This window comes from Nonomuraea sp. SBT364, from assembly GCF_001083785.1.
Taxonomy (GTDB): Bacteria; Actinomycetota; Actinomycetes; order Streptosporangiales; family Streptosporangiaceae; genus Nonomuraea.
The window spans coordinates 92,611-115,308 of the sequence record NZ_LAVL01000013.1; the positions used below are offsets into that span (position 1 = coordinate 92,611).

The 22,698-nt window shown below is 69.5% G+C and carries 23 protein-coding genes; 14 read left to right on the forward strand and 9 right to left on the reverse strand.

Annotated elements, in window-relative coordinates; translation table 11 throughout:
• Positions 1-144: 144 nt before the first annotated feature.
• The 3 genes from murJ to ADY59_RS09375 are packed head-to-tail and all read right to left on the reverse strand — an operon-like array spanning position 145 to position 4,411.
• Positions 145-1,749: a murein biosynthesis integral membrane protein MurJ gene (murJ, locus tag ADY59_RS09365; RefSeq protein ID WP_049560253.1), complete on the reverse strand. Its 1,605-nt coding sequence runs from the start codon at positions 1,747-1,749 to the stop codon at positions 145-147.
• Positions 1,746-3,848 carry a DUF6049 family protein gene (locus ADY59_RS09370; RefSeq protein WP_049560256.1) on the reverse strand — a complete coding sequence of 701 codons (2,103 nt, stop codon included), beginning with the start codon at positions 3,846-3,848 and terminating at the stop codon, positions 1,746-1,748. Before ADY59_RS09370 ends, murJ begins: the two co-directional genes overlap by 4 nt.
• A gap of 47 nt (positions 3,849-3,895) precedes the next feature.
• Positions 3,896-4,411, reverse strand: coding sequence for an aminoacyl-tRNA deacylase (locus ADY59_RS09375; RefSeq protein WP_049560257.1), 516 nt, complete (start codon positions 4,409-4,411; stop codon positions 3,896-3,898).
• Positions 4,412-4,558: 147 nt separating this feature from the next.
• Here ADY59_RS09375 and ADY59_RS09380 point away from each other — a divergent pair, with 147 nt between their 5' ends.
• A complete protein-coding gene (locus ADY59_RS09380; protein ID WP_231618623.1) occupies positions 4,559-5,953 on the forward strand; it encodes a CCA tRNA nucleotidyltransferase in 1,395 nt (464 codons plus the stop codon).
• Here ADY59_RS09380 and ADY59_RS09385 read toward each other — a convergent pair.
• Positions 5,943-7,229 (reverse strand): MFS transporter, encoded by a 1,287-nt coding sequence (locus ADY59_RS09385; protein ID WP_049560262.1) that lies wholly within the window; start codon positions 7,227-7,229, stop codon positions 5,943-5,945. The two genes, ADY59_RS09380 and ADY59_RS09385, sit on opposite strands and share 11 nt — an antisense overlap.
• 86 nt (positions 7,230-7,315) lie before the next feature.
• Here ADY59_RS09385 and idi point away from each other — a divergent pair, with 86 nt between their 5' ends.
• The gene (gene idi, locus ADY59_RS09390) at positions 7,316-7,909 is read left to right on the forward strand and encodes an isopentenyl-diphosphate Delta-isomerase (protein WP_197093513.1); all 594 of its coding nucleotides are present in this window, start codon (positions 7,316-7,318) and stop codon (positions 7,907-7,909) included.
• A gap of 6 nt (positions 7,910-7,915) precedes the next feature.
• Here the strand turns inward: idi and ADY59_RS09395 are convergent, their stop codons facing one another.
• Positions 7,916-8,995 (reverse strand): inositol-3-phosphate synthase, encoded by a 1,080-nt coding sequence (locus ADY59_RS09395; RefSeq protein ID WP_049560266.1) that lies wholly within the window; start codon positions 8,993-8,995, stop codon positions 7,916-7,918.
• Between the two features lie 13 nt (positions 8,996-9,008).
• Positions 9,009-9,593: a PadR family transcriptional regulator gene (locus ADY59_RS09400; RefSeq protein WP_049560269.1), complete on the reverse strand. Its 585-nt coding sequence runs from the start codon at positions 9,591-9,593 to the stop codon at positions 9,009-9,011.
• Between the two features lie 133 nt (positions 9,594-9,726).
• On the opposite strand from ADY59_RS09400, the gene ADY59_RS09405 reads away from it, so the two are divergent.
• The 4 genes from ADY59_RS09405 to ADY59_RS09420 all read left to right on the forward strand — a co-directional run bounded on the left by ADY59_RS09405 (position 9,727) and on the right by ADY59_RS09420 (position 15,311).
• The gene (locus tag ADY59_RS09405; protein WP_049560271.1) at positions 9,727-10,113 is read left to right on the forward strand and encodes a DUF5318 family protein; all 387 of its coding nucleotides are present in this window, start codon (positions 9,727-9,729) and stop codon (positions 10,111-10,113) included.
• 237 nt (positions 10,114-10,350) lie between these two features.
• On the forward strand, positions 10,351-12,924 hold the full coding sequence (locus ADY59_RS09410; RefSeq protein ID WP_049560274.1) for a transglycosylase domain-containing protein: 2,574 nt from the start codon (positions 10,351-10,353) through the stop codon (positions 12,922-12,924).
• A complete protein-coding gene (locus tag ADY59_RS09415; protein ID WP_231618624.1) occupies positions 12,921-14,243 on the forward strand; it encodes a glycosyltransferase family 87 protein in 1,323 nt (440 codons plus the stop codon). Before ADY59_RS09410 ends, ADY59_RS09415 begins: the two co-directional genes overlap by 4 nt.
• Positions 14,244-14,246: 3 nt before the next feature.
• On the forward strand, positions 14,247-15,311 hold the full coding sequence (locus ADY59_RS09420; RefSeq protein WP_049560276.1) for a mannosyltransferase family protein: 1,065 nt from the start codon (positions 14,247-14,249) through the stop codon (positions 15,309-15,311).
• Positions 15,312-15,374: 63 nt separating this feature from the next.
• On the opposite strand, the gene ADY59_RS09425 is transcribed toward ADY59_RS09420, so the two are convergent.
• Positions 15,375-16,118 carry a deoxyribonuclease IV gene (locus tag ADY59_RS09425; protein WP_197093514.1) on the reverse strand — a complete coding sequence of 248 codons (744 nt, stop codon included), beginning with the start codon at positions 16,116-16,118 and terminating at the stop codon, positions 15,375-15,377.
• A 76-nt stretch (positions 16,119-16,194) separates the two neighbouring features.
• On the opposite strand from ADY59_RS09425, the gene ADY59_RS09430 reads away from it, so the two are divergent.
• The gene (locus ADY59_RS09430) at positions 16,195-16,374 is read left to right on the forward strand and encodes a hypothetical protein (RefSeq protein WP_049560278.1); all 180 of its coding nucleotides are present in this window, start codon (positions 16,195-16,197) and stop codon (positions 16,372-16,374) included.
• On the opposite strand, the gene ADY59_RS09435 is transcribed toward ADY59_RS09430, so the two are convergent.
• Positions 16,375-16,686, reverse strand: coding sequence for a hypothetical protein (locus ADY59_RS09435; RefSeq protein ID WP_049560280.1), 312 nt, complete (start codon positions 16,684-16,686; stop codon positions 16,375-16,377).
• Between the two features lie 187 nt (positions 16,687-16,873).
• On the opposite strand from ADY59_RS09435, the gene rpsF reads away from it, so the two are divergent.
• From rpsF to ADY59_RS09470, 7 genes are all read left to right on the forward strand, one after another.
• Complete coding sequence (gene rpsF / locus ADY59_RS09440; RefSeq protein ID WP_026214314.1) at positions 16,874-17,164, forward strand: 30S ribosomal protein S6; 291 nt, start codon at positions 16,874-16,876, stop codon at positions 17,162-17,164.
• A 78-nt stretch (positions 17,165-17,242) separates the two neighbouring features.
• Positions 17,243-17,815, forward strand: coding sequence for a single-stranded DNA-binding protein (locus ADY59_RS09445; protein WP_049560286.1), 573 nt, complete (start codon positions 17,243-17,245; stop codon positions 17,813-17,815).
• A 62-nt stretch (positions 17,816-17,877) separates the two neighbouring features.
• A complete protein-coding gene (gene rpsR / locus ADY59_RS09450; protein ID WP_020543048.1) occupies positions 17,878-18,114 on the forward strand; it encodes a 30S ribosomal protein S18 in 237 nt (78 codons plus the stop codon).
• A gap of 14 nt (positions 18,115-18,128) precedes the next feature.
• On the forward strand, positions 18,129-18,575 hold the full coding sequence (gene rplI / locus ADY59_RS09455) for a 50S ribosomal protein L9 (protein WP_049560292.1): 447 nt from the start codon (positions 18,129-18,131) through the stop codon (positions 18,573-18,575).
• Positions 18,576-18,718: 143 nt separating this feature from the next.
• Positions 18,719-19,585, forward strand: coding sequence for an ABC transporter substrate-binding protein (locus ADY59_RS09460; RefSeq protein ID WP_049560294.1), 867 nt, complete (start codon positions 18,719-18,721; stop codon positions 19,583-19,585).
• Complete coding sequence (locus ADY59_RS09465) at positions 19,582-20,430, forward strand: amino acid ABC transporter permease (RefSeq protein ID WP_049560296.1); 849 nt, start codon at positions 19,582-19,584, stop codon at positions 20,428-20,430. The genes ADY59_RS09460 and ADY59_RS09465 overlap by 4 nt, the downstream gene beginning before the upstream one ends.
• Positions 20,427-21,173 (forward strand): amino acid ABC transporter ATP-binding protein, encoded by a 747-nt coding sequence (locus tag ADY59_RS09470; protein WP_197093515.1) that lies wholly within the window; start codon positions 20,427-20,429, stop codon positions 21,171-21,173. The genes ADY59_RS09465 and ADY59_RS09470 overlap by 4 nt, the downstream gene beginning before the upstream one ends.
• On the opposite strand, the gene ADY59_RS09475 is transcribed toward ADY59_RS09470, so the two are convergent.
• Positions 21,170-22,651: an APC family permease gene (locus ADY59_RS09475; RefSeq protein WP_231618625.1), complete on the reverse strand. Its 1,482-nt coding sequence runs from the start codon at positions 22,649-22,651 to the stop codon at positions 21,170-21,172. The genes ADY59_RS09470 and ADY59_RS09475 overlap by 4 nt on opposite strands.
• Positions 22,652-22,698: the final 47 nt, after the last annotated feature.

The window sequence follows — 22,698 nt, forward strand, 5'->3', positions numbered from 1 at the left end:
ATCAGGCGTGCGCATGACTCGGCTCGCCTGCGTGCTGTCCCACGTAGGCACGCTTTGCCGGGTGGATCCGCCCACGCCCCTCCTGCTTCCATTCGCGCGTGTCGGTCACCATGCTAGTGCCAGCGCCTGTTCCGCCCGCGTCCTTTACCGGCGTACCCTCCCCGCGACCATCCCAACGATGGAGCTGACCTCCTGGATGCGCATCCGGTGAGCCACGGCCAGATAGAGCACCATGCCCAGGCCGCCGCCCACGGCCAAGGTGATCACCGAGTTGAGGAAGTCGGGCTTGCCGAAGATCTCCTGGACACTCCAGACGGCGGCCAGCGCCAGCACGGCGGTGGGCAGCGCGGCCAGATACATCCTGGTCATGGCCATGCCGACCTGCCAGCCGCCCAGCCCTCTGACCCGGCGGCTGGCCAGGGTCCAGGCCACGACGGCGCCCAGCGCGTAGGCGACGGCGTAGGCGAAGGCGAGCCCCATGACCGAGTAGGCCGGCGGCAGCAGCGCGTGGAAGAGCACCATCAGCCCCGCGTTGACGGCCGTGGTGCCGGCCCCGACGAAAACCGGCGTACGGGTGTCGCCGAAGCTGTAGAAGACCCGCAGCAGCAACTGGAAGAGGGCGAACGGCACCAGTGCCAGCCCGTAGACCTGGAGCACGTTGCCGATGTAGACGGCGTTGGACACCGTGTTGCTGCCGTGGCCGTACAGCGGCACCGCGATGGCCGGTCCGAGCACCATGAGCAGCAGCGACACCGGCACCATGATCGAGCAGACCAGCCGCACGCTGGACCCGAACTCCGTCCGGACCTCCCCGAACCGCCCCTCGGCGACGGCCCGGCTCATCCTGGGCAGCATCGCGGTGATCACCGAGACGCCGATGATCCCGTACGGGAGCTGGAAAAGCTGGAACGCCAGCGTGTACGGCGAGATGCCGTGGCTGGGGACCGCCTCGCCGGCGGCGCTGGCGAGGTTGGTGGTGAGCACGAAGCCGAGCTGCGTGACGATCACGTAGCCGATGGTCCAGACGCCCGCCCTGGCCATCTCGCCGAGCCTGGCGTTGCGCAGGTCGAAGCGGGCCACGAAGCGGAAGCCGGCCCGCTTGAGCGCCAGGACCAGCACGGTCGCCTGGGCCACGATGCCGGCGGTGGTGCCGAGGCCGAGCAGGGCGAGCTCGCCGTTGGTGATGTTGCCGACGCCCTTCTCGCCCACGATCACCCAGTAGGCGACCAGCACGCCGATGACCACCAGGTTGTTGACCACCGGCGCCCACATCGGCGCCCCGAACCGGTCACGGGTGTTGAGGATGGCCCCGGCCACCGCGCCCACGCCGAAGAAGGCGAGCTGCGGCAGGATGAACTGGGCCAGCCGGACCGCCACCTTGAACTCGTCCGAGCGGCGGTCCCAGACCGTGTAGAGGTCGATGAGCAGCGGCGCGGCGAGCACGGCCGCCGCCGCGACGACGATGAGCGCGAGCGTGGCCAGCGTCAGCAGCCGCTGCTCGTAGGCCCGCCCGCCGTCGGGGTCCTGCTGCTGGGCGCGGACGATCATCGGCACCACGACGCTGCTCAGCACACCGAGCAGCAGCAGGTCGAGAATGCTGTAGGGGATCGCGTAGGCCGCGTTGTAGGCGTCGCCCAGGAGCGCGGTGCCGACCGCGCTGGCCAGCACGACCGTCCGGATGAACCCGGTGACCCTGGACACCATCGTGCCCGCGGCCATGACGGCGCTGGCGCGGAGCATGCGGCTCATACGCTCTCACTTTCGCGTGACTTGGCGGCCCGCGCCATGCGCCGCTCGGATCGGCGCCTGAGCACCCGGGTCACCACCGCGGCCAGCATGACCGTCAGCGCCGCTCCCACGATGACCAGCGCGATCCCGGTGTAGCCGGTGGTGCGCACGATCAGCTTGACCGGCTCGCCGTAGGGGGTGCCGTCGGCGGTCAGCAGCCGTACGGTCACCGTGGCGTCACCGCCGCCACCGGACGTGTTGACGGTCATCGGCACCTGCACCGTGCCGCTCTGGTCGGGGTTGATCGTCAACGGCTGCTGGTAGGCGACCTGCAGCAGCTCACGGTTGTTGCTGGTGACGTCGACGACCAGGGAGATCGGGGCGGTCAGCGAGTTCTTCACGCTGATGGGCACCACGCCGTCGCGCCCCGCCAGCGTGCGCGGCCGGTCGGGGCCCACGCCGGTGATCTCGACCTTGCCGATGCGCTCCTGGACGTCGCCGCTCACGGTCTTGATGACGGCGCGGCCGGCCTTCTGGCGGCCGCGCCAGGCTGAGGAGGTGAGCCGGAGCACGGCGGCGTCGAAGTCGGAGTCGGCGCTGGAGGTGATGAGCCCGGTGACCTTCGCCCGGGCGGCGATCTCCTTGACGGAGGCCAGGTATTTGGCGCCGAGCTCCTGCTTGCGGTCCTGGTCGGTGTAGGTCAGGCCGGCCCTGGGCACCTGGGTGCGGCTCGCCTTGATCGAGTCGAGCGGGGTCAGCGACAGCCACGGGAGCCTGCCTGCCGTCTTGAGCAGCGTCGTGACGAGTGTGGGGCTGGGGTTCCAGCGCCGGGACGGGGCCACGACCAGCGACCTCGGCCGCGTCTGGCCGGGTTCGGCGGAGATCGTCGCGGTCTCGGCGACGAAGCGCTGCTTGCTGAGCAGCGTCGAGCCGCCGGCCCCCGGTTCGAAGACGCGGCTCAGCTCGGTGTCGGCGGTCAGCGCGGTGACGGGCCCCATGACGCTGTAGAGGGTCGCGGCGGCGTCGGGCGTGATCGTGACGGGCGGCTGCGGCGGCACGTTGGCGCTGTCGAGCAGGACCCGGTCGATGCGGGCGATGTTGGGCTCGCCGACGGCGAGCAGGTCGAGCGCGTCGGCGTCGAGCCGGCCGTTGGCCGGCCAGTAGGTGGACGACAGCACGTCGCGCTTGACGAGCCGCGCGGCCTCCTTGCCGCCGAGCTCCAGCGCCCGTCCGGTGAGGTCGTCGAGGCCCTGGTGGGCGAGCGCCGTCACGTCCGGGTCGGCGTACGGGGTGGCGATGACGGGGTTGTCGGCCAGCGCGGCGCGCATCGAGGTGAGCCACGCGGAGGCGGCCGGGTCGGCGGCGCGGTCCTGGGCCTCACCCTTGACCTGGAACTTCCTGGTCATCGCGTCGGCGTCGGAGAACAGCGCGGGGTCGACGATCCAGGTGACGGACGTCGGCGCGGCCTCGGCGATGCGCGCGAGGTCGGCCAGCCGGCCCTTGTCGGTCATCGCGGTGCCGAGCTTGTCGTCGATGAACAGGCCGTCGTCGGCCCGGTGCGGCTGGTCGATGACGGGCAGGACGACGGCCAGCCGGTTGCGTACGGGCTTGACCGGCGTGGTGGGCGCGTAGGTGAGGAACGTGCGCTGGGCCGCGAGCTGCACGGTGTCCCACTGCACGACCTCGACGGCCAGCGGGTAGGCGCCGAACTGCGTGAGCTGGAACTGCGCGGGCGTCATCGTCAGCTCGAACGGCACGGACGCGTTGGCGCCCAGCTCCGGGATGGCCATGCTGGACTGCGACGAGACGTTGGGCGGCTGCGTCGCGGTGGTCTGGTCGGCCTGGTAGGCGCTCATGCTCGCGCGGTCGGTGAAGCGCTGGCCGGAGTAGCGGACGCGGACCCGCAGACCGGGCAGCGCGGTGCCGCCGGCGTTGTGCACCCTGCCGGTGACCTTGATCTCGGTCGCCCGCTCGGTGGCGTAGTCGGGCGTGATGGAGGTCAGGGTCAGCTCGACGCCCTGCCTGCTCGTGATCGCGGCAGCCGCGCCCGGCGCCGCCGCCACCGATGGGGCGAGCAGCGCGGCGGAGAGCACGGCGAGCAGCGTGGCCTTACGGATCACGCGTCTGCCCGGGCTGGATTACGACGCACGCCCGCAATGGTACGGGCTCAGTGCCGCGGCGCGACCGCCTCCAGGGCTCCGTGGGCCCGCAGATCCACGGTCTTGCCCGACAGGAGCGCCAGCAGGTCCAGCGCGCGCAGGGTGAGCGCTGTGTGGCGATCGCCGGTGGCGGTGTGGATCAGCTCGGTGTCGGCGTGCAGCCGGTCGTCGACGAGCACCGGCAGGTCCTCGGGCAGCAGCAGCGGGCCTACCAGCCCGGCCGCGTAGTCGGTGGCCGCGTTGACCACGTGTGCCGGGGCGTGGCGCACGTTGCGGACGCCGAGCAGGCCCCCCACCGCGCCGGACCACGGCGGCGTGGCGATCGTGGAGACGACCGCCACGACGAACTCGCGCCCAATCCTCGGGGCGACCTCGAACACCGTGACCGTCACGCACCGCTCGGGCGCGGCCTGGATCGTCTCGGGTAGCTCGTCCGCGCGAGTCATGGGGCGCGGAAGGCGTACGATCTCATGGTGGACCTGGTGTGCGAGGAGCCAGCGGTGGATCGCGAGGGCGTCCTTCATTAGACCTCCTTGCCTCGTTCCATGGCGCCGTCGGTCCCCTGACCGAAGGTAACCCGGACCCGATGTGGCTCGGGGGATATGTTCCGGAATCCGAAGGACCTACTGAGTTTGTCCGAGTCAACTCTGACCGAAAGCCAGCAGCGGGCCATGAGCGACCTGTTCCGCAAGATCGCGCCGGTGGCCGACGAGCTCGGCCGCCTGTTCGCGGGCAAGGGCCACGAGCTCGCCCTCGTCGGCGGTCCGGTGCGTGACCTGCTGCTGGGCCGCATCGGCAACGACCTCGACCTGACCACCGACGCGCACCCCGAGCGGGTGCTGGAGATCGTGCGCGACTGGGCCGACTCGGTGTGGACGATCGGCATCGACTTCGGCACGGTCGGGGTACGCAAGGGCGACAAGCTCCTCGAAATCACTACATACCGGAGCGAGTCGTACGACCCCAAGTCCCGCAAGCCGGAGGTCATGTACGGCGAGACGCTGGAGGCCGACCTGGAGCGCCGCGACTTCGCGGTCAACGCGATGGCGGTGCGGCTGCCGGGGCACGAGTTCGCCGATCCGTACGGCGGGCTGGACGACCTGCGCGCCAAGGTGCTGCGCACACCGGGCACGCCGGAGCAGTCGTTCGGCGACGACCCGCTGCGCATGCTGCGGGCCGCCAGGTTCGCCTCGCAGCTCGGGTTCCGGGTGGACGAGGCCGCAGTGGCGGCGATGACCGCGATGGCCGAGCGGATCGAGATCGTCTCGTCCGAGCGCATCCGCGACGAGCTCGACAAGCTGATCTGCGGCACCTACCCGCGCGAGGGCCTGCGGCTGCTCGTCGAGACCGGCCTGGCCACGCACGTGCTGCCCGAGCTGCCCAAGCTGCGCCTGGAGATCGACGAGCACCACCGGCACAAGGACGTCTACGAGCACACGCTGACCGTGCTCGACCAGGCCATCGCGCAGGAGGAGGACGGCAAGCCCGACCGGATCCTGCGCTGGGCCGCGCTCATGCACGACATCGGCAAGCCCAAGACCCGGCGGCACGAGCCCGGCGGGCGCGTCTCCTTCCACCACCACGAGGTGGTGGGCGCGCAGATGACCAAGAAGCGGATGTCGGAGCTGCGCTTCCCCAAGGACGTGGTGTCCGACGTGTCCCGGCTGGTGGAGCTGCACCTGCGCTTCCACGGCTACGGCACCGGCGAGTGGACCGACAGCGCGGTGCGCCGCTACGTGCGCGACGGCGGTCACCTGCTGAGCCGGCTGCACAAGCTGACCAGGGCCGACTGCACCACGCGCAACAAGCGCAAGGCGGCGGCCCTGTCGCGCACGTACGACCAGCTCGAGGAGCGCATCGAGCGGCTCGCCGAGGAGGAGGAGCTGGCCAAGATCCGCCCGGAGCTCGACGGCAACGAGATCCAGCGGGTGCTGGGCGTCGGGCCGGGCCCGGTGGTGGGGCAGGCCTACAAGTTCCTGCTGGAGCTGCGCCTGGACAAGGGCGTGATCGGCAAGGAGGCGGCCACCGAGGCGCTGCTGGAGTGGGCGCGCGACGTCAGCGGCTGACCGGCTGGCGCGGCTGGGTGATCGCCCGGTAGGCCAGCGCGCTGGCCAGGTAGCCGGCCACGATGATCGCCACGGCGGGATACGACTTGCCGTTCGCCGGCAGGATGGCCGCCGACAGCGCCGCCGCCAGCACGTACATGCCGTTGAACAGCATGTCGTAGACGGAGAACGCGCGGCCGAGGTAGGCGTCCGCGATGTCGCGCTGCACGGTGGTGTCGGCGCAGATCTTGACGCTCTGCCCGGCGACGCCGAGCACGAACCCGGCCACCGGCAGCCCCCACTCCTGGAACGGCATCACCAGCACCCCGGCCAGCACCCCGGCCGCGACCAGCGCGATCGGCACCCACCGGGTGATCGTGAACCGCTCGGTGGCGTACGGGGTGATGATCACGGCGAGGAAGTAGCCGACGCCGGAGGCGGCCACCACCAGGCTGACGCCGCTCAGCGCCGCGTCGGGGTCGCCGTCGGTGAAGTAGTAGCGGTAGAGGATGATGCCCAGCGCGGTCGCCATGCCGTAGAAGAACCGGTGCGCGGCCATCGCGCCCATCGTGGCGGCGGCCGTGCGGTGCCTGAGCAGGTGCCTGGCCCCGTCGGCCAGGCCGGCCAGCACGTTGCGCAGCGCCTCGCGGGTCTGCGGCCGGTCCGGGTCGTGGGCGGGGCCGAGCAGCGAGCGCTCCATCGTGCGCGCGACCAGCGAGCTGAGCCCGGACACCACGCCGGAGGTCACCAGCAGCAGCGCCACCCCGGCGTCACCGCCGCCGAACAACTCGCGCAGCAGGAACCCGGCGCCCACGCCGACGAACGTCAGGACGGTGCCGGAGGTCGGGGTGACCGCGTTGGCCGCCATCAGCCGGTCCTGGGGCACCACGTGCGGCAGCGAGGCGCCCAGCGCCGCCAGGAAGAACCGGTTGACGCCGAGCACGGCGAGCGCCGCCCCGTAGAACACCGGGTCGGGCACGTCGGCCGCCACCAGCGCGGCGGCGCCGGCCAGCAGCACCCCGCGCACGATCGGCGCGATCATCAGGATCTGCCGCCGCGACCAGCGGTCGATGAACACCCCGACGAACGGCCCCAGGATGCTGTAGGGCAACAGCAGCACGGCCAGGCCCGCCGCGACTCCCAGGGCGGTGGTCTGGTTCTCGGGGCTGAAGAAGGCGAATCCGAGGACGCCGAACTGGAAGATCCCGTCGGAGAACTGGGAGACCAGCCGCGTGCCGAACAGCCGTCTGTAATCCCGCCCCTGGAGAACCACGCGGAGATCGGCGACGAAAGACACGGCCTCAGCCTAGCCCTCGAAGAGGTTGGCACAGCAGGTCCGCATTCCGGTCCTGCGCCTACTCATGATCACGTACGCTTCATAGCGTGACGACTGTGGAACACGTGGTACTCGTTGACGGCTCCGGCCACGCGCTCGGCACCGCCCCCAAGCTGTCGGTGCACTCCGAGCACACTCCGCTTCACCTGGCCTTCTCCAGCTACGTCTTCGACCGGTCGGGCAGGGTGATGCTCACCCGGCGGGCCTCGCACAAGCTCACCTGGCCCGGCGTGTGGACCAACAGCTGCTGCGGTCACCCGATGCCCGGCGAGCCCCTCGACCACGCGGTCATCCGCAGGCTCTCCTACGAGCTCGGCCTCAAGGTCGAGCGCGCCGACCTGGTGCTGCCCCGCTTCTCCTACCGGGCGGTCATGGACAACGGGGTCGTCGAGCACGAGCTGTGCCCGGTCTACCGGGTCATGGCCGACAACGCCGAGTCACCCAATCCGGACGAGGTGGACGAGACCCGCTGGATGCCGTGGCAGGTGTTCGCCGACGGCGTCCTCAACGGCCTGCTGGCGATCTCGCCGTGGTGCCGCGAGCAGGTGCCCCTGCTGGCCGCGCTCGGCCCCGACCCGCTGGCGTGGCCGGCGGCGCCGGACGCCGAGCTGCCTCCGGCAGCCCGCGTCCGGCTCGACTGAGACGACTCAGCGCTCGACCTCGCCGCGGATGAACTTCTCCACGTAGTCGCGGGCCACGTCGTCGGAGTACTGCTCCGGCGGCGACTTCATGAAGTACGAGGACGCGCTGAGGATCGGGCCGCCGATGCCGCGGTCGAGAGCGATCTTGGCGGCGCGGACGGCGTCGATGATGATGCCGGCCGAGTTGGGGGAGTCCCAGACCTCCAGCTTGTACTCAAGGCTGAGCGGGGTGTCGCCGAACGAGCGACCCTCCAGGCGCACGTAGGCGAACTTGCGGTCGTCCAGCCACGGCACGTGGTCCGACGGGCCGATGTGCACGTCGGCCTTGGCCATCTCGTGGGGGATCTGCGAGGTGACCGACTGCGTCTTGGAGATCTTCTTCGACTGGAGGCGCTTGCGCTCCAGCATGTTCATGAAGTCCATGTTGCCGCCGAAGTTGAGCTGGTAGGTGCGCAGCAGCTCGACCCCGCGGTCCTCGAACAGCTTGGCCATCACCCGGTGCGTGATGGTGGCGCCGACCTGCGACTTGATGTCGTCGCCGACGATCGGCAGGCCCGCCTCGGTGAACTTCTCCGCCCACTCGGGGTCGGAGGCGATGAAGACCGGCAGGGCGTTGACGAAGGCGACCTTGGCGTCGATCGCGCACTGCGCGTAGAAGCGGTCGGCCTCCTCCGAGCCCACCGGCAGGTAGGACACCAGCACGTCGACCCGGGCCTCGCGCAGCACCTGGACGACGTCCACCGGGGCCTCGTCGGACTCCTCGATGATCTCGCGGTAGTAGTCGCCCAGACCGTCGAAGGTGTGGCCGCGCTGGACGGTCACCCCGGTCGGCGGCACATCGGTGATCTTGATGGTGTTGTTCTCGCTGGCGACGATCGCCTCGGACAGGTCGCGGCCCACCTTCTTGGCGTCGACGTCGAACGCGGCGACGAACTCGACGTCGCCCACGTGGTAGTCGCCGAACTTCACATGCATCAGGCCCGGCACCCGTGTGGCCGGGTCCGCGTCCTTGTAATAGTGAACGCCCTGGACCAGCGACGCCGCGCAGTTGCCGACACCGACAATGGCCACGCGAACCGAACCCATCGCACTCGCTCCCTTACTCATCACTTGACGTGGTATCTCTTTCGGGCCTCTCCGAGGCCCGTCTCTCCGTTGCGATCAGCTCGTTGAGCCAGCGCACCTCCCGCTCGACCGACTCCAGGCCGTGCCGCTGCAGCTCGAGGGTGTAGCTGTCGAGCCGCTCGCGGGTGCGCGCCAGAGCGGTGCGGACGCTGTCGAGCCGCTCTTCGAGACGGCTACGACGGCCTTCGAGTATGCGCAGGCGGACCTCGGCCTCGGTGTGCCGGAAGAACGCGAAATGGACGCCGAAGCTCTCGTCCTCCCAGGCCGAGGGGCCGGCCTGGGTGAGCATGTCCTGCAGGCGTTCCTTGCCCTCCGCGGTCAGCTTGTAGACGATCTTCGATCGGCCGCCCACGATCGTCGAGGGAGCGGGCTGCTCCTCGGCGATGAGTCCTTGCGCCAGCAGGGAACGCAGGCAGGGGTAGAGCGAACCGTAGGAGAACGCGCGGAACATCCCGAGCAGAGCGTTGAGCCGTTTGCGCAGCTCATAGCCGTGTAGCGGCGTCTCGTGCAGCGACCCGAGCACGGCGAGTTCCAGCACCCTGCCTTGTCCGCCGGCCACGGGAATCGCCTCCTCTCGCGTCGATGTATCGAGCCGATACATCCTGAGGATACGTCGAGTCGCTATATGCCCGCAATCAATGACTTCACCAAGACGTTGGGATGAATCGGTAAAAAGCCGTAGTCTGGCGCTCATGTGGTCACAGAGGAGGGTGGTGGATTACGGCCTTGCCAAGCGGGCCGTCGTCCACTCCCTGCGATCCGGGCGCGCCGCGCCCGGCGACGTCTGTGACGCACAGCCCTACCTCCTCCGGGCAGCTCGCCACCTCGGCGAGCCAACCGAACGCCTCTGCCCGGTATGTGAGAGGGAGAACGTCACCAACGTGACCTATGTCTACGGGGACTCCCTGGGCCGCCATGCCGGTCGGGCAAAGGTCGCGTCAGAGCTCGCCGAGATGGCCCATGATTACGACGAGTTCCGGGTGTACGTGGTCGAGGTCTGCCAAGGTTGTTCCTGGAATCACCTGACGGTCTCGTTCGTCCTCGGGAACGGGCCGCCGGACGTGGCAGCGCGACAGTAGAAGATCTATACCGAGGACGGCGAGGAGCCACGCCCTGAAACGCCGTGCTATCCGACGACGATGCGAGGACGTGTGAGTTACAGCAGCAACGAGGGGACGGCCCGCCCCGGGAGGCGCCGTCGTTCCGGCTCGTCCCGTTCAGTGCCCCAGGATCCGTCGCCGCAAACCGGCGACTCCGGTTGGGGTGCCACGCCGCCCGCACGTCGTCCCGAGGCCGCCTACGAGCAGACCGGGGCGATGGCGGCGCAGCCGTACAACGAGCCCCCGGGCCGCGGCGACCCGCGCCCCCAGCAGCCCGGCCCGCCCATGCGGCCGCCCTCGCAGCCTGGGACCCCCTCGCCCGCCGAGACGCCGGAGCCGCGCCGTCGCGCGGCCGGCTCCCGCCGGCGCTCCGAGCCCGACGCGAGCCGCTCGCGCGGCGACCAGGAGACCGTGATCAGCGAGACGCCCCCCAGGCGCTCGCGCAGGAGCGGCGGCGGCCCCGGCGGCCCCGGTGGCCCCGGTGGCCCTGGTGGTCCGCCCGAGCCGCCCGGTCCGGCCGGTCCGCCCAAGGGCGGCGACAGGCCCGGCTGGCGGCGCTTCGTCCCGAGCTGGAAACTGGTCGTGGCCAGCTTCGTGGTGCTCGCCGCCGGCGTCTTCGGCATGATCGCGGTCGCGTACGCCAACACCCCGGTGCCGACGGCGGACCAGGTGCAGGACGGCGTCTTCGACCAGGAAAGCATCATCTACGACATCCACAAGAAAGAACTGGCCAGGATCGGCACCAAGCGCATCCCGGTCAAGTACGAGCAGATCCCGCGGCACGTACAGGACGCGGTGATCGCCGCCGAGAACAGCTCCTTCCGCGAGGACGCCGGCATCTCCTTCTCCGGCATGGTCCGCTCCCTGTGGAGCACCGTCTCCGGCCAGCAGGTGCAGGGCGCCTCCACCATCACCCAGCAGATGGCGCGCGGCTACTACGACGGCCTCTCCAAGGAAGTCACGATCCAGCGCAAGGTCAAGGAGATCTTCGTCGCGGTCAAGCTGAACAAGGTGCTGCCCAAGGAGCAGATCCTGGAGCAGTACCTCAACACCATCTACTTCGGCCGTGGCGCCAACGGCATCGGCGCGGCGGCTGACGCGTTCTTCGGCAAGAAGGTCAGCCAGCTCACCCCCGAGGAGGGCGCCTACCTCGCGGGCCGCATCCAGAACCCGAGCGCCTTCGACAGCGCCGAGAAGTCCGGCAACCCCGGCCCCACCGAGTTCCGCTACAAGTACGCGATCGGCGAGATGGCCAAGCTCGACCCCAAGGCGTACGGCCACCTGCCCGCGAAGTCGCCCACCTCGCCCAAGCGCATCAAGGACAAGCCCAAGCAGATCTTCACCGGTCTCAGGGGCTACATGATGGAGGCGGTGCTCAACGAGCTGAGGGTCAACCTCAAGATCGATCGCGAGGAGGTGGAGGAGGGCGGCTACCGCATCTACACCTCGCTCGATCCCAAGCTCATGCGGGCCGCCCGTGACGCCGTCAGGCAGCACACCAAGGGACTGTCCGACGAGATCGGCGCCACGATGGCGGCCGTCGACCCGCGCAACGGCCGGATCATCGCCTTCTACGGCGGCGACGACTACATCAAGGACTCCTGGAACGACGCCTTCCTCTCGGAGAAGCAGGCGGCCTCGGCGTTCAAGCCTTACGTGCTCGCGGCCTGGCTCGACGCCGGCTACAACCTGCGCAGCCTCGTGCCCACCAAGGGCCCGGTCAAGCTGCCGGGCACCACGCCCATCGACAACGACCACGGCTTCAAGGCCTCGGCCGTCGACGTCGTCACCGCCACGGCCAGCTCCATCAACACCGCCTACGCGAAGATGGGGGAGAAGGTCGGGCTCGACAAGATCATCGACATCGCCGCGAAGGCCGGGCACGACCGGGCACGGCTGGAGGACGCCGAGTCCCGTCACCACTACCTGCTCACGATCGGCAGTAACCAGGTCACCGCCGTCGAGCAGGCCGGCGGCTACTCGATCTTCGCCAACGCCGGCAAGCACTACGACAACCACGTGATCATCCAGGTCAAGGACCGCGAGAAGCAGACGATCTGGAACGAGAAGAAGAGCTTCGCCCAGGTCATCACGCCGGAGGCGGCCGCCGACGCCACCGTCGCGCTGCAGGCCGTCGTCAAGTCCGGCACCGGCACCAGCGCCGCGCTCTACGACCGGCCGGTGGCCGGCAAGACCGGCACCAACAACCAGAACAAGGACGTCTGGTTCGTCGGTTTCACCCCGCAGGTGTCCACCGCGGTCGGGCTGTTCCGCCAGGAGTGCCGGGCCAACAACAGCGGCAAGGTCGTGCGGCCGGTGAACGACAACTGCCCGTGGTACCGGGGCAAGGACCCGGACCGGGAGAAGAAGTACACCCCGGAGAAGCCGTACAGCAGCCCGCACGAGGTGCCGCTGCCGGGGAACTTCCAGGGAGCCACCTACCCGGCGGCGATCTGGAAGGCCTTCATGGTCGAGGCCATGAAGGGCAAGGAGGTCGTGCAGTTCCCGGAGCGGGTCGACGCCGGCATCGCCGAGGACCTCGCGCCCAAGCCGACCCCCACCCCGACGCCGACCGACGAGCTCGATCCCGACTCCGAGTTCCCGGGCGAGGACTGCGGCTTCACCGGCCCGTGCGACGAAGACTCCAACGTCTCGGTCGACCCGAACGAGAACCCCTTCCCCGATGAGGAAGACGACGGCTTCATCGGCGAGAACGGCGGTGAAGGCGGCGGCGGCGCCGGGACCACGCCCAAGTCGCCGCCCGGCAACCGCGAACAGTTCCCGTGGTGACGTCCGACACGCTGGTGCGCCGCCCGTTCATGGCACGCGCCGTCCCGTACCTGCCTCTGGGGCTGTTCGCGGCCCTGGGGGCGACGCTGGCCTATCTGGTGCGGCTGCCCTGCCGCACCGGCGGCTGGAACGACCAGGTCTCGACCTACACCAACTTCTGCTACACCGACATCTACCCGCTCTACTTCGACCGCCAGCTCGCCACCCAGAACCCGTACTTCGCCGACGTCATCGCCGAGAAGCACGTCGAGTACCCGGTGGTGCTCGGCGAGGTGATGCAGGTCATCGCCTGGCTGGTGCGCCGCTTCGAGCAGGACGTGGTCGGCCAGGCGGTCCTGTTCTACGACCTCACCGTCATCCTCATGGGGATCTCGCTGGTGGTCGGGGTCCTGCTGATGGCCGCGCTCGGCGGCCCCACCCGCCGCTGGGACGCCCTCTGGTACGCGCTCGCGCCGGCCGTGGTGCTGGCCGCCTACATCAACTGGGACCTGGTCGCCGGCGCGCTGTCAATGGGCGTGCTGCTGGCCTGGGCGCGGCAGCGGCAGGTGCTGGCCGGGGTGCTGCTCGGGCTGGCGATCGCCACCAAGTTCTACCCGCTGATGTTCGTCGGCGCGCTGTTCCTGCTCACGCTGCGCACCTTCCGCTGGCGGCCGTTCCTGGTCACCATGGCCTCGGCCGTGACGGCCTGGCTGGTGGTCAACCTGCCGTTCATGCTGCTCGCCTGGGACGGATGGCGGCGCTTCTACGCCTTCTCGCAGGAACGCGGCGTCGACTGGGGATCGCCGTGGCTGTTCTTCCAGCGCAAGGGCTGGCCGGTGCTCGGCACCGTGGACGTGAGCGTGCTGGGCATGGCCTCACTGGCCCTGTGCTGCCTGGCCATCGCGGTGCTGACGCTGACGGCGCCGCAGCGGCCGAGGCTGGCGCAGATCTGCTTCCTGGCGCTGGCCGCGTTCATGATGACGAACAAGGTGTGGTCGCCGCAGTTCGTGCTCTGGCTGGTGCCGCTGGCCGTGCTCGCCAGACCCAACTACAAGCCGCTGGTGCTGTGGCAGCTGGCCGAGGTCTGGTACTTCTTCGCCATCTGGCTCTACCTGCTCAACCAGGCGCCGCTCAGCCGGACCGACCTCGGCATCGGGGACGACACGTACTTCACCGCCGTGTGGGGACGGATCATCACGATCGGGATCATGATGGCGTTCGTGGTGCGTGACATCCTGCGGCCGGCGAAGGACGTGGTCCGCCAGGCGGGGGTGGACGACCAGGTGGGCGGGGTGTTCGACGGGGCTCCCGACCGGTTCACGTTGCGTGGCGCCGTCTAGTTCATGATCACCCGCTCAACCGGCAGGGACGCGCTGCTGATCTGGTTCGCCACGCGTGCCGGGCTGCTCGTGACGACGCTGCTCGGCGTGGCGCTGCACGAATACGCCGACCGGTGGCGGCAGTGGGACGCCGGGCTGTTCGTCACCATCGCCGAGCACGGCTACGACGGCGATCCCGGGCGGCCGCCCGACGCGGGGCTGCCCGCCTTCTTCCCCGGCCTGCCGCTGGCGCTGCGCGCGGTCCACCTCGTGGTGCCCGACTGGTCGGTCAGCGGACTGATCGTGTCGCTGGCGGCCGGGGCGGTGGCCATGGTGGCGCTGGCCCGGCTGGCCGAGTTCGAGGGCGCGGGCGGCTGGGTGGCGGTGCTGGCGCTGGTGCTGTTCCCGCCGGCGGTGTTCCTGGCCGCCGGTTACAGCGAGTCGCTGTTCCTGGCCTTCGCGATCCCCGCCTGGCTGGCCGCGCGCCAGGGGCGCTGGCCGGCCGCCGCCGCGCTGGCCGCGGGCGCCTCGTGCGTCCGCATCACCGGGCTGTTCCTGGCCGTCGCGCTCGTCGTGGAGTTCGCGGCGGGCCGGCAGCCGGTGCGCCGGGCGGGCTGGCTGGTGGTGCCGTTCCTGCCGCTGGCCGCGTACTCCGCCTTTCACTACGCCCGCTCGGGCGACTGGCTGGCGTGGAAGCACGCGCAGGAGGCCGGCTGGGGGCGCGAGCTGGTGTGGCCGTGGGAGTCATGGGCGGTGACCTGGGACTCGGCGATGGGCGGCGGTGACATGGCGCCGGCCTTCCGGATGGAGATCGCCGGCGCGGTCGTGGCCGTGGCCGCGCTCGTGTGGCTGCTGGCGCTGCGCCGCTGGAGCGAGGCGGTCTACGTGGGGCTGCAGGCCGGGGCGCTCATGACGTCGGCCTACTACCTGTCGCTGCCGCGCTCGCTGCTGCTGTGGTTTCCGCTCTGGGTGGCCGTCGCCCAGGTCGCCACCAGAAGGCAGTGGGTGATCGTGGCCTACGCGCTGGTGTCGGGGCCGCTCATGGTGCTCAACACCGCGCGCTTCCTCTCGGGGGCCTGGGCCGGCTGACCTCTATACCCACTTCGGCGCGTCGGTAATCCAGGGAAGTTATCCACAGGCTGTGTATTTCCTCTACAGATTCTTCCTCAGGAACGCGATGTCCTCGGCTTGACCCTCGGCTGGGGTCTCCACCACGATCGGCGCCCCGGCGGCCCGGCACACCTCCAGGATCAGCTCCGGGTCGATCTTGCCCTTGCCGATGTTCGTGTGGCGGTCGGCGCCGGAACCGAAGTCGTCACGCGAGTCGTTGCAGTGCACCAGGTCGATCCGGCCGGTGATCGCCTTGACCCGGTCGACCAGCCCGGACAGCTCCTCGCCGCCCGCGTGCGCATGACAGGTGTCGAGGCAGAAGCCCACGTCGAAACCGTCGAGCGCGTCCCACAGCCGGGCCAGCCGGTCCAGGGTGCGGGCCATCGCGTTGTCGCCGCCCGCGGTGTTCTCGATCAGGACCGGGATCGGGCACTCCAGGCGCTCGAACACCTTGCGCCAGTTGTCGAAGCCGGCCTGCGGGTCGTCGTCCTTGTTGAGGTGGCCGCCGTGCACGATCAGGCCCTTGGCGCCGATGCTCGCGGCCGCCTCCAGGTGCTGCGACAGCAGCTTGCGGCTGGGGATCCTGATGCGGTTGTTGGTCGAGGCCACGTTCACCAGGTAGGGGGCGTGGATGAAGATGTCCACGCCCTCGACCGGCTCGGCCGGCAACTCCGGCTTCTTGTAGCCCTGCGGGTTGCCGAGGAAGAACTGCACCACCTCGGCGCCGATGGCCGCGGCGTGGGCGGCTGGGTCGTCCTGGCCGACGTGAGCTCCGATGCGCACCATGTCAGCGAGCCTATCCGTTTGGGGGACGTGCCCAGGGGAAGTCGCCTTGCACCCCCTACCTCCCGAGGAGAACGGCATGAGCCGCTGGCGCGTGCGATCCCTGATCTTCCTGGTCTACGTGGTGATCGGCATCTATGTGGCCTGGGTCTACGACTACATCACGCCGGCCGTACTCAGGGACATCGCGGAGGCGTTGCTCGCGATCTTCCTGTGGTTCCTGATCCTGCTCGGCGTCGACCTGCACATCGGCGGCTGACTACGGCAGGAAACCGCCTCTGGCGATGCCCAGCGCGACGCCCACGAACGCGGCCACCAGGCCGATGATGTTGAGCGAGCGCTGCGGCGTGGTCGCCGAGACGTACTGCGAATAGAGGCCGACACCGAAGCCGAGGGCGCCGAACCACGACGAGATGACATGGCCGCCGGGGAAGAAGGTGGCGGCGAAGGACACCAGGCCGCACACCAGCGTGGCGACCGCGAGGCCGTTCTCGACCGGGTGAGAGCGGCCGTCGGTGTTGAGCGTGAGCCGGATACGTTCGCTCCGCGTGGGCTGGAGGATGTGTGGCATCGCGAACCACCCCCTTGTTCCTCTTTGCCTTCCCACCTGCGCGCTGCTGGTAACCTGGACGACGCTGCGTTGTGATGGGTGACCCGTCACCCCGGGGCGCCGAAAGGGGCGGCCAGGGCCCGCGCAGCGTCCTCCTGTCACGGCAGAGTGTCGTGACCGCAGAGTCCAGAGGAGGTTGGAGTCCCGCATGCGTCGTTACGAAGTAATGGTCATTCTGGACCCTTCGCTCGATGAGCGCACCGTGGCGCCGTCCCTCGACCAGTTCCTCACCGTGGTCCGCAACGACGGCGGCACCGTGGAGAAGGTCGACGTCTGGGGCCGTCGCCGTCTCGCCTACGACATCGACAAGAAGTCGGAAGGCATCTACGCCGTCATCGACCTGTCCGCGGAGCCCGCGACGGTCAAGGAGCTCGACCGGCAGATGAACCTCAACGAGGGCATCCTGCGTACCAAGGTCCTGCGTCCCGACGTGCACTAAGCCCCGGCTTTTGTCGGAGCAGCCCCGTACTCTGGGCCGTAACCAAAGCGAAGGCGTGCAGGAAGGCGAGCGCTGGCCATGGCAGCAGGCGACACCGTAATCACCATCGTCGGCAATCTTGTCGACGACCCGGAGCTGCGCTTCACCCCGACGGGGCAAGCGGTGGCTCGATTCCGCATCGCGTCCACTCCGCGGTTCATGGATCGTCAGACCAACGAGTGGAAAGATGGCGAAAGCCTCTTCCTGACCTGCAACGTGTGGCGGCAGGCGGCGGAAAACGCCGCCGAGAGCCTCCAGCGCGGCATGCGGGTCATCGTTCAGGGGCGGCTCAAGCAGCGGTCTTACGAGACCAAGGAAGGCGAGAAGCGCACCGTCTACGAGGTCGAGGTCGACGAGGTCGGCCCGTCCCTGCGCAACGCCACCGCCAAGGTCAACCGCACCACCCGTCAGGGTGGTGGCGGCGGCGGTGGCTTCGGCGGCGGCCCGGCCGATGACCCCTGGGCTTCCGCGTCGCCCGCTCCGCCTCAGGGCGGCGGCGGTTTCGGCGGCGGCGGAGGCGGTTTCCAGGGCGGCGGCCAGCAGCAGCAGGGCGGCTCGAACTCCGGCGGCTTCGGCGGCGGAGGCGACTTCAGCGACGAACCGCCTTTCTAGATCCAGTCCACCAGCCCGAGTCCATTCCCGCCTGACGGCGGGGCTCTGAAAGGAGCACCACGATGGCAAAGCCGGCACTGCGCAAGCCCAAGAAGAAGGTTTGCCTGTTCTGCCACGACAAGATCTCCTACGTCGACTACAAGGACACGGCCCTGCTGCGGAAGTTCATCTCCGACCGTGGCAAGATCCGTGCGCGCCGGGTGACGGGTAACTGCACCCAGCACCAGCGCGACGTGGCGACGGCGATCAAGAACGCCCGTGAGGTGGCTCTGCTGCCTTACACGAGCACCGCGCGCTAAGGAGGCCTGTCGATATGAAGCTCATCCTCACGAACGAGGTCTCCGGCCTCGGCGCCCCCGGCGACGTTGTCGAGGTCAAGGACGGCTACGGCCGTAACTACCTCATCCCCCGCGGCTACGCCATGCGCTGGACGCGTGGCGCCGAGCGGCAGATCGAGTCCATCAAGAAGGCTCGTGACGCCCGCGAGATCCGCGACCTGGGCACGGCCAAGGAGGTCGCCGGTCAGATCGGCGCCCTGCGTGTCCGGCTCACCACCCGCGCCGGCGACTCCGGTCGCCTGTTCGGCTCGATCACCACGGGCGACATCGCCGAGGCCGTCAAGGCCGCCGGCGGCCCGGTGCTCGACCGCCGTCGCATCGAGATCATCAACCCGATCAAGAGCGTCGGCTCCCACAAGGTGAGCGTCAAGCTGCACCCCGAGGTCTCGGCGTCCGTCGACGTCGAGGTCGTCGCAGGCTGACGTCTCCAGACTGATCGCGGCCCTCTCCCGTGCCTGGGAGGGGGCCGCGTCGTCTTGAGGGATGGGACCGCAGGTAGGGGCGCATTTGGGGCAGCGTAGAATCCCTACGTTCTTCCCTCGCGTTTCCCCCTGGAGGCTCCGCCATGGCCCGTCCCTCGACGCTGCTCGCGCTCGGCGCGCTCGCGGCGGCGGCCGTAGCCTGTGCGCCCGTCGACGACACCGCCGGTACGGCCGCTCCGGCCCCGTCGGTGTCCACCGCGTGCACCAAGGATCAGCTCAAGCTCGTCAACGCGGGCAAGCTGACGATCGGCACCGACAAGCCCGCCTTCGAGCCGTGGTTCAAGGACGACGACCCGAGCAACGGCCAGGGCTTCGAGAGCGCCGTGGCGTTCGCGGTGGCCGGGGAGCTCGGCTTCGACCGCGACGAGGTGCAGTGGAGCACGGTCAAGTTCGACTCGGCGTTCGCCCCGGGGGCCAAGCCGTTCGACTTCGACATCAACCAGGTCTCGATCAGCCCGAAGCGTGCCCAGGCGGTCGACTTCAGCAAGGGCTACTACACGGTCAAGCAGGCCGTCGTGACGGTCGACGGCGGCAAGTTCGCCGGGGCTACGACGCTGGCCGAGCTCAAGGACGCCAAGTTCGGCGTCCAGGTCGGCACCACCTCGCTCGCGGCCGTGCAGGAGATCATCAAGCCTGGTGAGGAGCCCAACGTCTACAACGACCAGGGCGACGCCATCAGCGCGCTGAAGAACAAGCAGGTCGACGCGGTCGTGGTGGACCTGCCGACGGCCTTCTACGTGACGGCCGCGCAGGTGGAGAACTCCAAGATCGTGGGCCAGTTCAGCTCTACGGGCGGCGCGCCCGAGGAGTTCGGCCTGGTCATGGAGAAGGGCAGCCCGATCAAGTCGTGCGTCGACAAGGCCGTTGACGCGCTCAAGTCCAAGGGCGAGCTGGCCAAGATCGAGCAGGAGTGGCTGAGCTCGGCGGCGGGCGCTCCGGAGCTGAAGTGACCGCCGGCCCGGTCTGGGTCAAGAGCGAGCGGGAGCAGGAACGCGAGCGGATCCGCAGGGCGCAGGGGAGGCGCGGCGCTTCGGTCGCCACCGTGTCGGTGATCGTGTTCGTCGTGCTGGTGGCGACGGTCGTCACCAACGCGCCCGGCTGGTCGCGGGTGCAGGTGGCGTTCTTCAGCGCCGAGCACCTCCGCGCCTCGCTGCCCGACGTGGCCGAGGGGTTCCTGCTCAACATCAAGATCTTCCTGATCGCCGAGCCGCTGATCCTGATCGTCGGGCTGCTGGTGGCGCTGGCCAGAAACGTCAAGTCGCCGGCGTTCCTCCCGATCCGCGCGATTGCCGCGCTCTACACCGACGCGTCCAGGGGCGTGCCGACGCTGCTGGTCATCTACCTGGTGGGGTTCGGGCTGCCCGCGCTGCGGCTGCAGGGCATCCCGACCGACCCGGCCACGCTGGGCATCATCGCGCTGACGTTCTCCTACGGCGGGTACGTGGCCGAGGTGTTCCGGGCCGGGATCGGCTCGGTCCACCCCAGTCAACTGGCGGCGGCGCGGTCGCTGGGGCTGAGCCAGACCAAGGCGATGCGGTTCGTGGTGCTGCCGCAGGCGACCCGCAGGGTGATGCTGCCGCTGTTGAACGACTTCATCTCGCTGCAGAAGGACACCGCGCTGGTGGCGACGATCGGGGCGATGGAGGCGCTGCGGCAGGCGCAGATCCACACCCTCGACACGTTCAACTACACCCCGTACCTGGTGGCGGCACTGCTGTTCATTCTGCTGACGATCCCGATGGCGCGGTTCGCCGACCACCTGTCCGAGCGCACACGGAGGAGGCGGAGCGCGTGAGCAGCCTGCTGAGCATCGAAGGGGTGTGGAAGCACTTCCACGGCAACAGCGTGCTGCGCGGCATCGACCTGGAGGTGCGGTCGCACGAGGTGGTGAGCCTGATCGGGGCATCCGGGTCGGGCAAGTCGACGCTGCTGCGCTGTGCCAACCTGCTGGAGACGGTCGACGACGGTGTCATCCGGCTCGACGGCGAGGAGATCACCGATCCGCGGGTCGACGTCGACGGGGTGCGCAAGCAACTCGGCATCGTGTTCCAGGCGTTCAACCTGTTCCCGCACATGACCGTGCTGGCCAACATCACGCTGGCACCCCGGCGGGTGCACGGCGTGTCCAGGGAGCGGGCCGAGCAGGAGGCGCGTGACCTGCTGGCCAAGTTCGGCCTGGCCGACAAGGCCGACGCCTACCCCGACCAGCTCTCCGGCGGGCAGCAGCAGCGTGTGGCCGTCGTCAGGGCGCTGGCCACCAGGCCGAAACTGATCCTGCTGGACGAGGTCACGTCGGCGCTCGACCCGGAGCTGGTGCGGGAGGTGCTCGGCATCATCCGCGAGCTGAAGGAATCCGGCATGACGATGCTGCTGACGACGCACGAGATGTCGTTCTGCCGCGAGATCTCCGACACGGTGTGCTTCCTCGACGGCGGTGTGCTGCTGGAGAAGGGCCCACCGGACCAGCTGTTCGGCGACCCGGAGCACGAGCGCACCCGGGCCTTCCTGCAGGGCGTTCGCGAGTCGGGGCGCCTCTAGCGGCGGTGCCGCCCCCGTCCGGGCAGCGGCGGCGACGGTGGGCGCTCGCTTTCGGCCAGCACGCTGTGACGCCGGCCGTACACCAGGTAGACGACGAGCCCGAACGTCATCCACAGGGCGAACCACGTCCAGGTCTGCACCCTGAGGTTGACCATGAGCCAGAGCGTGGCCACCAGCGAGAGCGCGGGCAGCAGCGGCGAGAGCGGCACCCGGAAGCCGCGCTCCAGCTCCGGCATGCGCCGCCGCATCACGATGACGCCGGCCGACACGAACAGGAACGCGAACAGCGTCCCCACCACGACGAGCTCCTGCATGGTGAGCACCGGCACGAACTCGGCCAGCAGGATCGCGATCGCGCCGATCACCAGCGTCACCCGCGAGGGCGTGTGATAGGCGCGGCTGATCGCGGCGAGGCCGCGCGGGATGAGCCCGTCGCGGGCCATCGAGAACAGCACCCGCGTCTGGCCGACGATCAGCACCAGGATCACCGTCGTCAGCCCGAGCACCGCGCCCGCGTCGATGACGTGCACCATCCAGTCGACGCCCGCGGCCTCGAACGCGCTGGACAGCGGCGCGTCCAGGGAGATCGCGGTGTGGGGCACCATGCCGACCATGACCGCCGCCACCGCGATGTAGATGACCGTGGCGATCACCAGGCTGCGGATCATGCCCTTGGGCACCACGCCGCGCGGGTTGACGGTCTCCTCGGCGGCGGTGGCGACGATGTCGAAACCGATGTAGGCGAAGGCGATGACGGGCGCTGCCGCGAACACCCCGAACCAGCCGAACACCTGGCTCTGCCCGAAGAACAGGTCGAGCACGGTCGCCGACGGGACGGCCGCCGGCTTCGGGTCGACGTAGAAGTCGCCGAAGTTCGCCACGTCCACGTACGCCACGCCCACGACGACGACCGCGCCGATGGCCAGCAGCTTGGCAGACACCATGATCCACAGTGCCCGGAGGCCGATCCGCGCCCCGACCGCGACGACCCCGGTCAGCAGCACCAGGATGAGCAGAACCAGTCCGTCCTCGACGAGTCCGCTCCGCGGCAGCCGTACGCCGAAGTTGCCGAGCGCGCCGACCGTGATCTGCCCCCAGGCCCGGGCCACCACGGCGGCGGCCACCTGCAGCTCCAGGATCAGCGCCCAGCCGATGATCCACGCCCACACCTCGCCGAAGATGACGTACGTGAACGTGTAGGCGCTGCCGGAGGCCGGCATCGTGGACGACAGCTCGGCGTAACACAGGCAGGCCAGCAGACACGCGATGCCGGCGATCATGAAGGACAGGATCACGCCGGGCCCGGCCATGGTGGCGGCCTGCTGCCCGGCGATGCTGAAGATGCCGGCGCCGATCATCACGCCCAGGCCGAGCACCACCAGGTCGCCGGTCCGGTAGACCTGGGCCAGCCGGTGCCGGGCGCCGGTGCGTAACCCGCTGGCCTCGGCAGGCGGCAGTCGTCGCGTAATCGTGGACAAGACACACCCCGCTCGTGTGACTCGCCCACAGTGCATCACCTCTCAGG

Bases quoted from the DNA above. Each gene is read 5' to 3' on its own strand.
- murJ (WP_049560253.1), bottom strand. From the start codon at position 1,749: ATGAGCCGCATGCTCCGCGCCAGCGCCGTCATGGCCGCGGGCACGATG.
- ADY59_RS09375 (WP_049560257.1), bottom strand. From the start codon at position 4,411: ATGAAGGACGCCCTCGCGATCCACCGCTGGCTCCTCGCACACCAGGTC.
- ADY59_RS09380 (WP_231618623.1), top strand. From the start codon at position 4,559: ATGAGCGACCTGTTCCGCAAGATCGCGCCGGTGGCCGACGAGCTCGGC.
- ADY59_RS09395 (WP_049560266.1), bottom strand. From the start codon at position 8,995: ATGGGTTCGGTTCGCGTGGCCATTGTCGGTGTCGGCAACTGCGCGGCG.
- ADY59_RS09405 (WP_049560271.1), top strand. From the start codon at position 9,727: ATGTGGTCACAGAGGAGGGTGGTGGATTACGGCCTTGCCAAGCGGGCC.
- ADY59_RS09410 (WP_049560274.1), top strand. From the start codon at position 10,351: ATGGCGGCGCAGCCGTACAACGAGCCCCCGGGCCGCGGCGACCCGCGC.
- ADY59_RS09420 (WP_049560276.1), top strand. From the start codon at position 14,247: ATGATCACCCGCTCAACCGGCAGGGACGCGCTGCTGATCTGGTTCGCC.
- ADY59_RS09425 (WP_197093514.1), bottom strand. From the start codon at position 16,118: ATGGTGCGCATCGGAGCTCACGTCGGCCAGGACGACCCAGCCGCCCAC.
- ADY59_RS09430 (WP_049560278.1), top strand. From the start codon at position 16,195: ATGAGCCGCTGGCGCGTGCGATCCCTGATCTTCCTGGTCTACGTGGTG.
- ADY59_RS09435 (WP_049560280.1), bottom strand. From the start codon at position 16,686: ATGCCACACATCCTCCAGCCCACGCGGAGCGAACGTATCCGGCTCACG.
- rpsF (WP_026214314.1), top strand. From the start codon at position 16,874: ATGCGTCGTTACGAAGTAATGGTCATTCTGGACCCTTCGCTCGATGAG.
- ADY59_RS09445 (WP_049560286.1), top strand. From the start codon at position 17,243: ATGGCAGCAGGCGACACCGTAATCACCATCGTCGGCAATCTTGTCGAC.
- rpsR (WP_020543048.1), top strand. From the start codon at position 17,878: ATGGCAAAGCCGGCACTGCGCAAGCCCAAGAAGAAGGTTTGCCTGTTC.
- rplI (WP_049560292.1), top strand. From the start codon at position 18,129: ATGAAGCTCATCCTCACGAACGAGGTCTCCGGCCTCGGCGCCCCCGGC.
- ADY59_RS09460 (WP_049560294.1), top strand. From the start codon at position 18,719: ATGGCCCGTCCCTCGACGCTGCTCGCGCTCGGCGCGCTCGCGGCGGCG.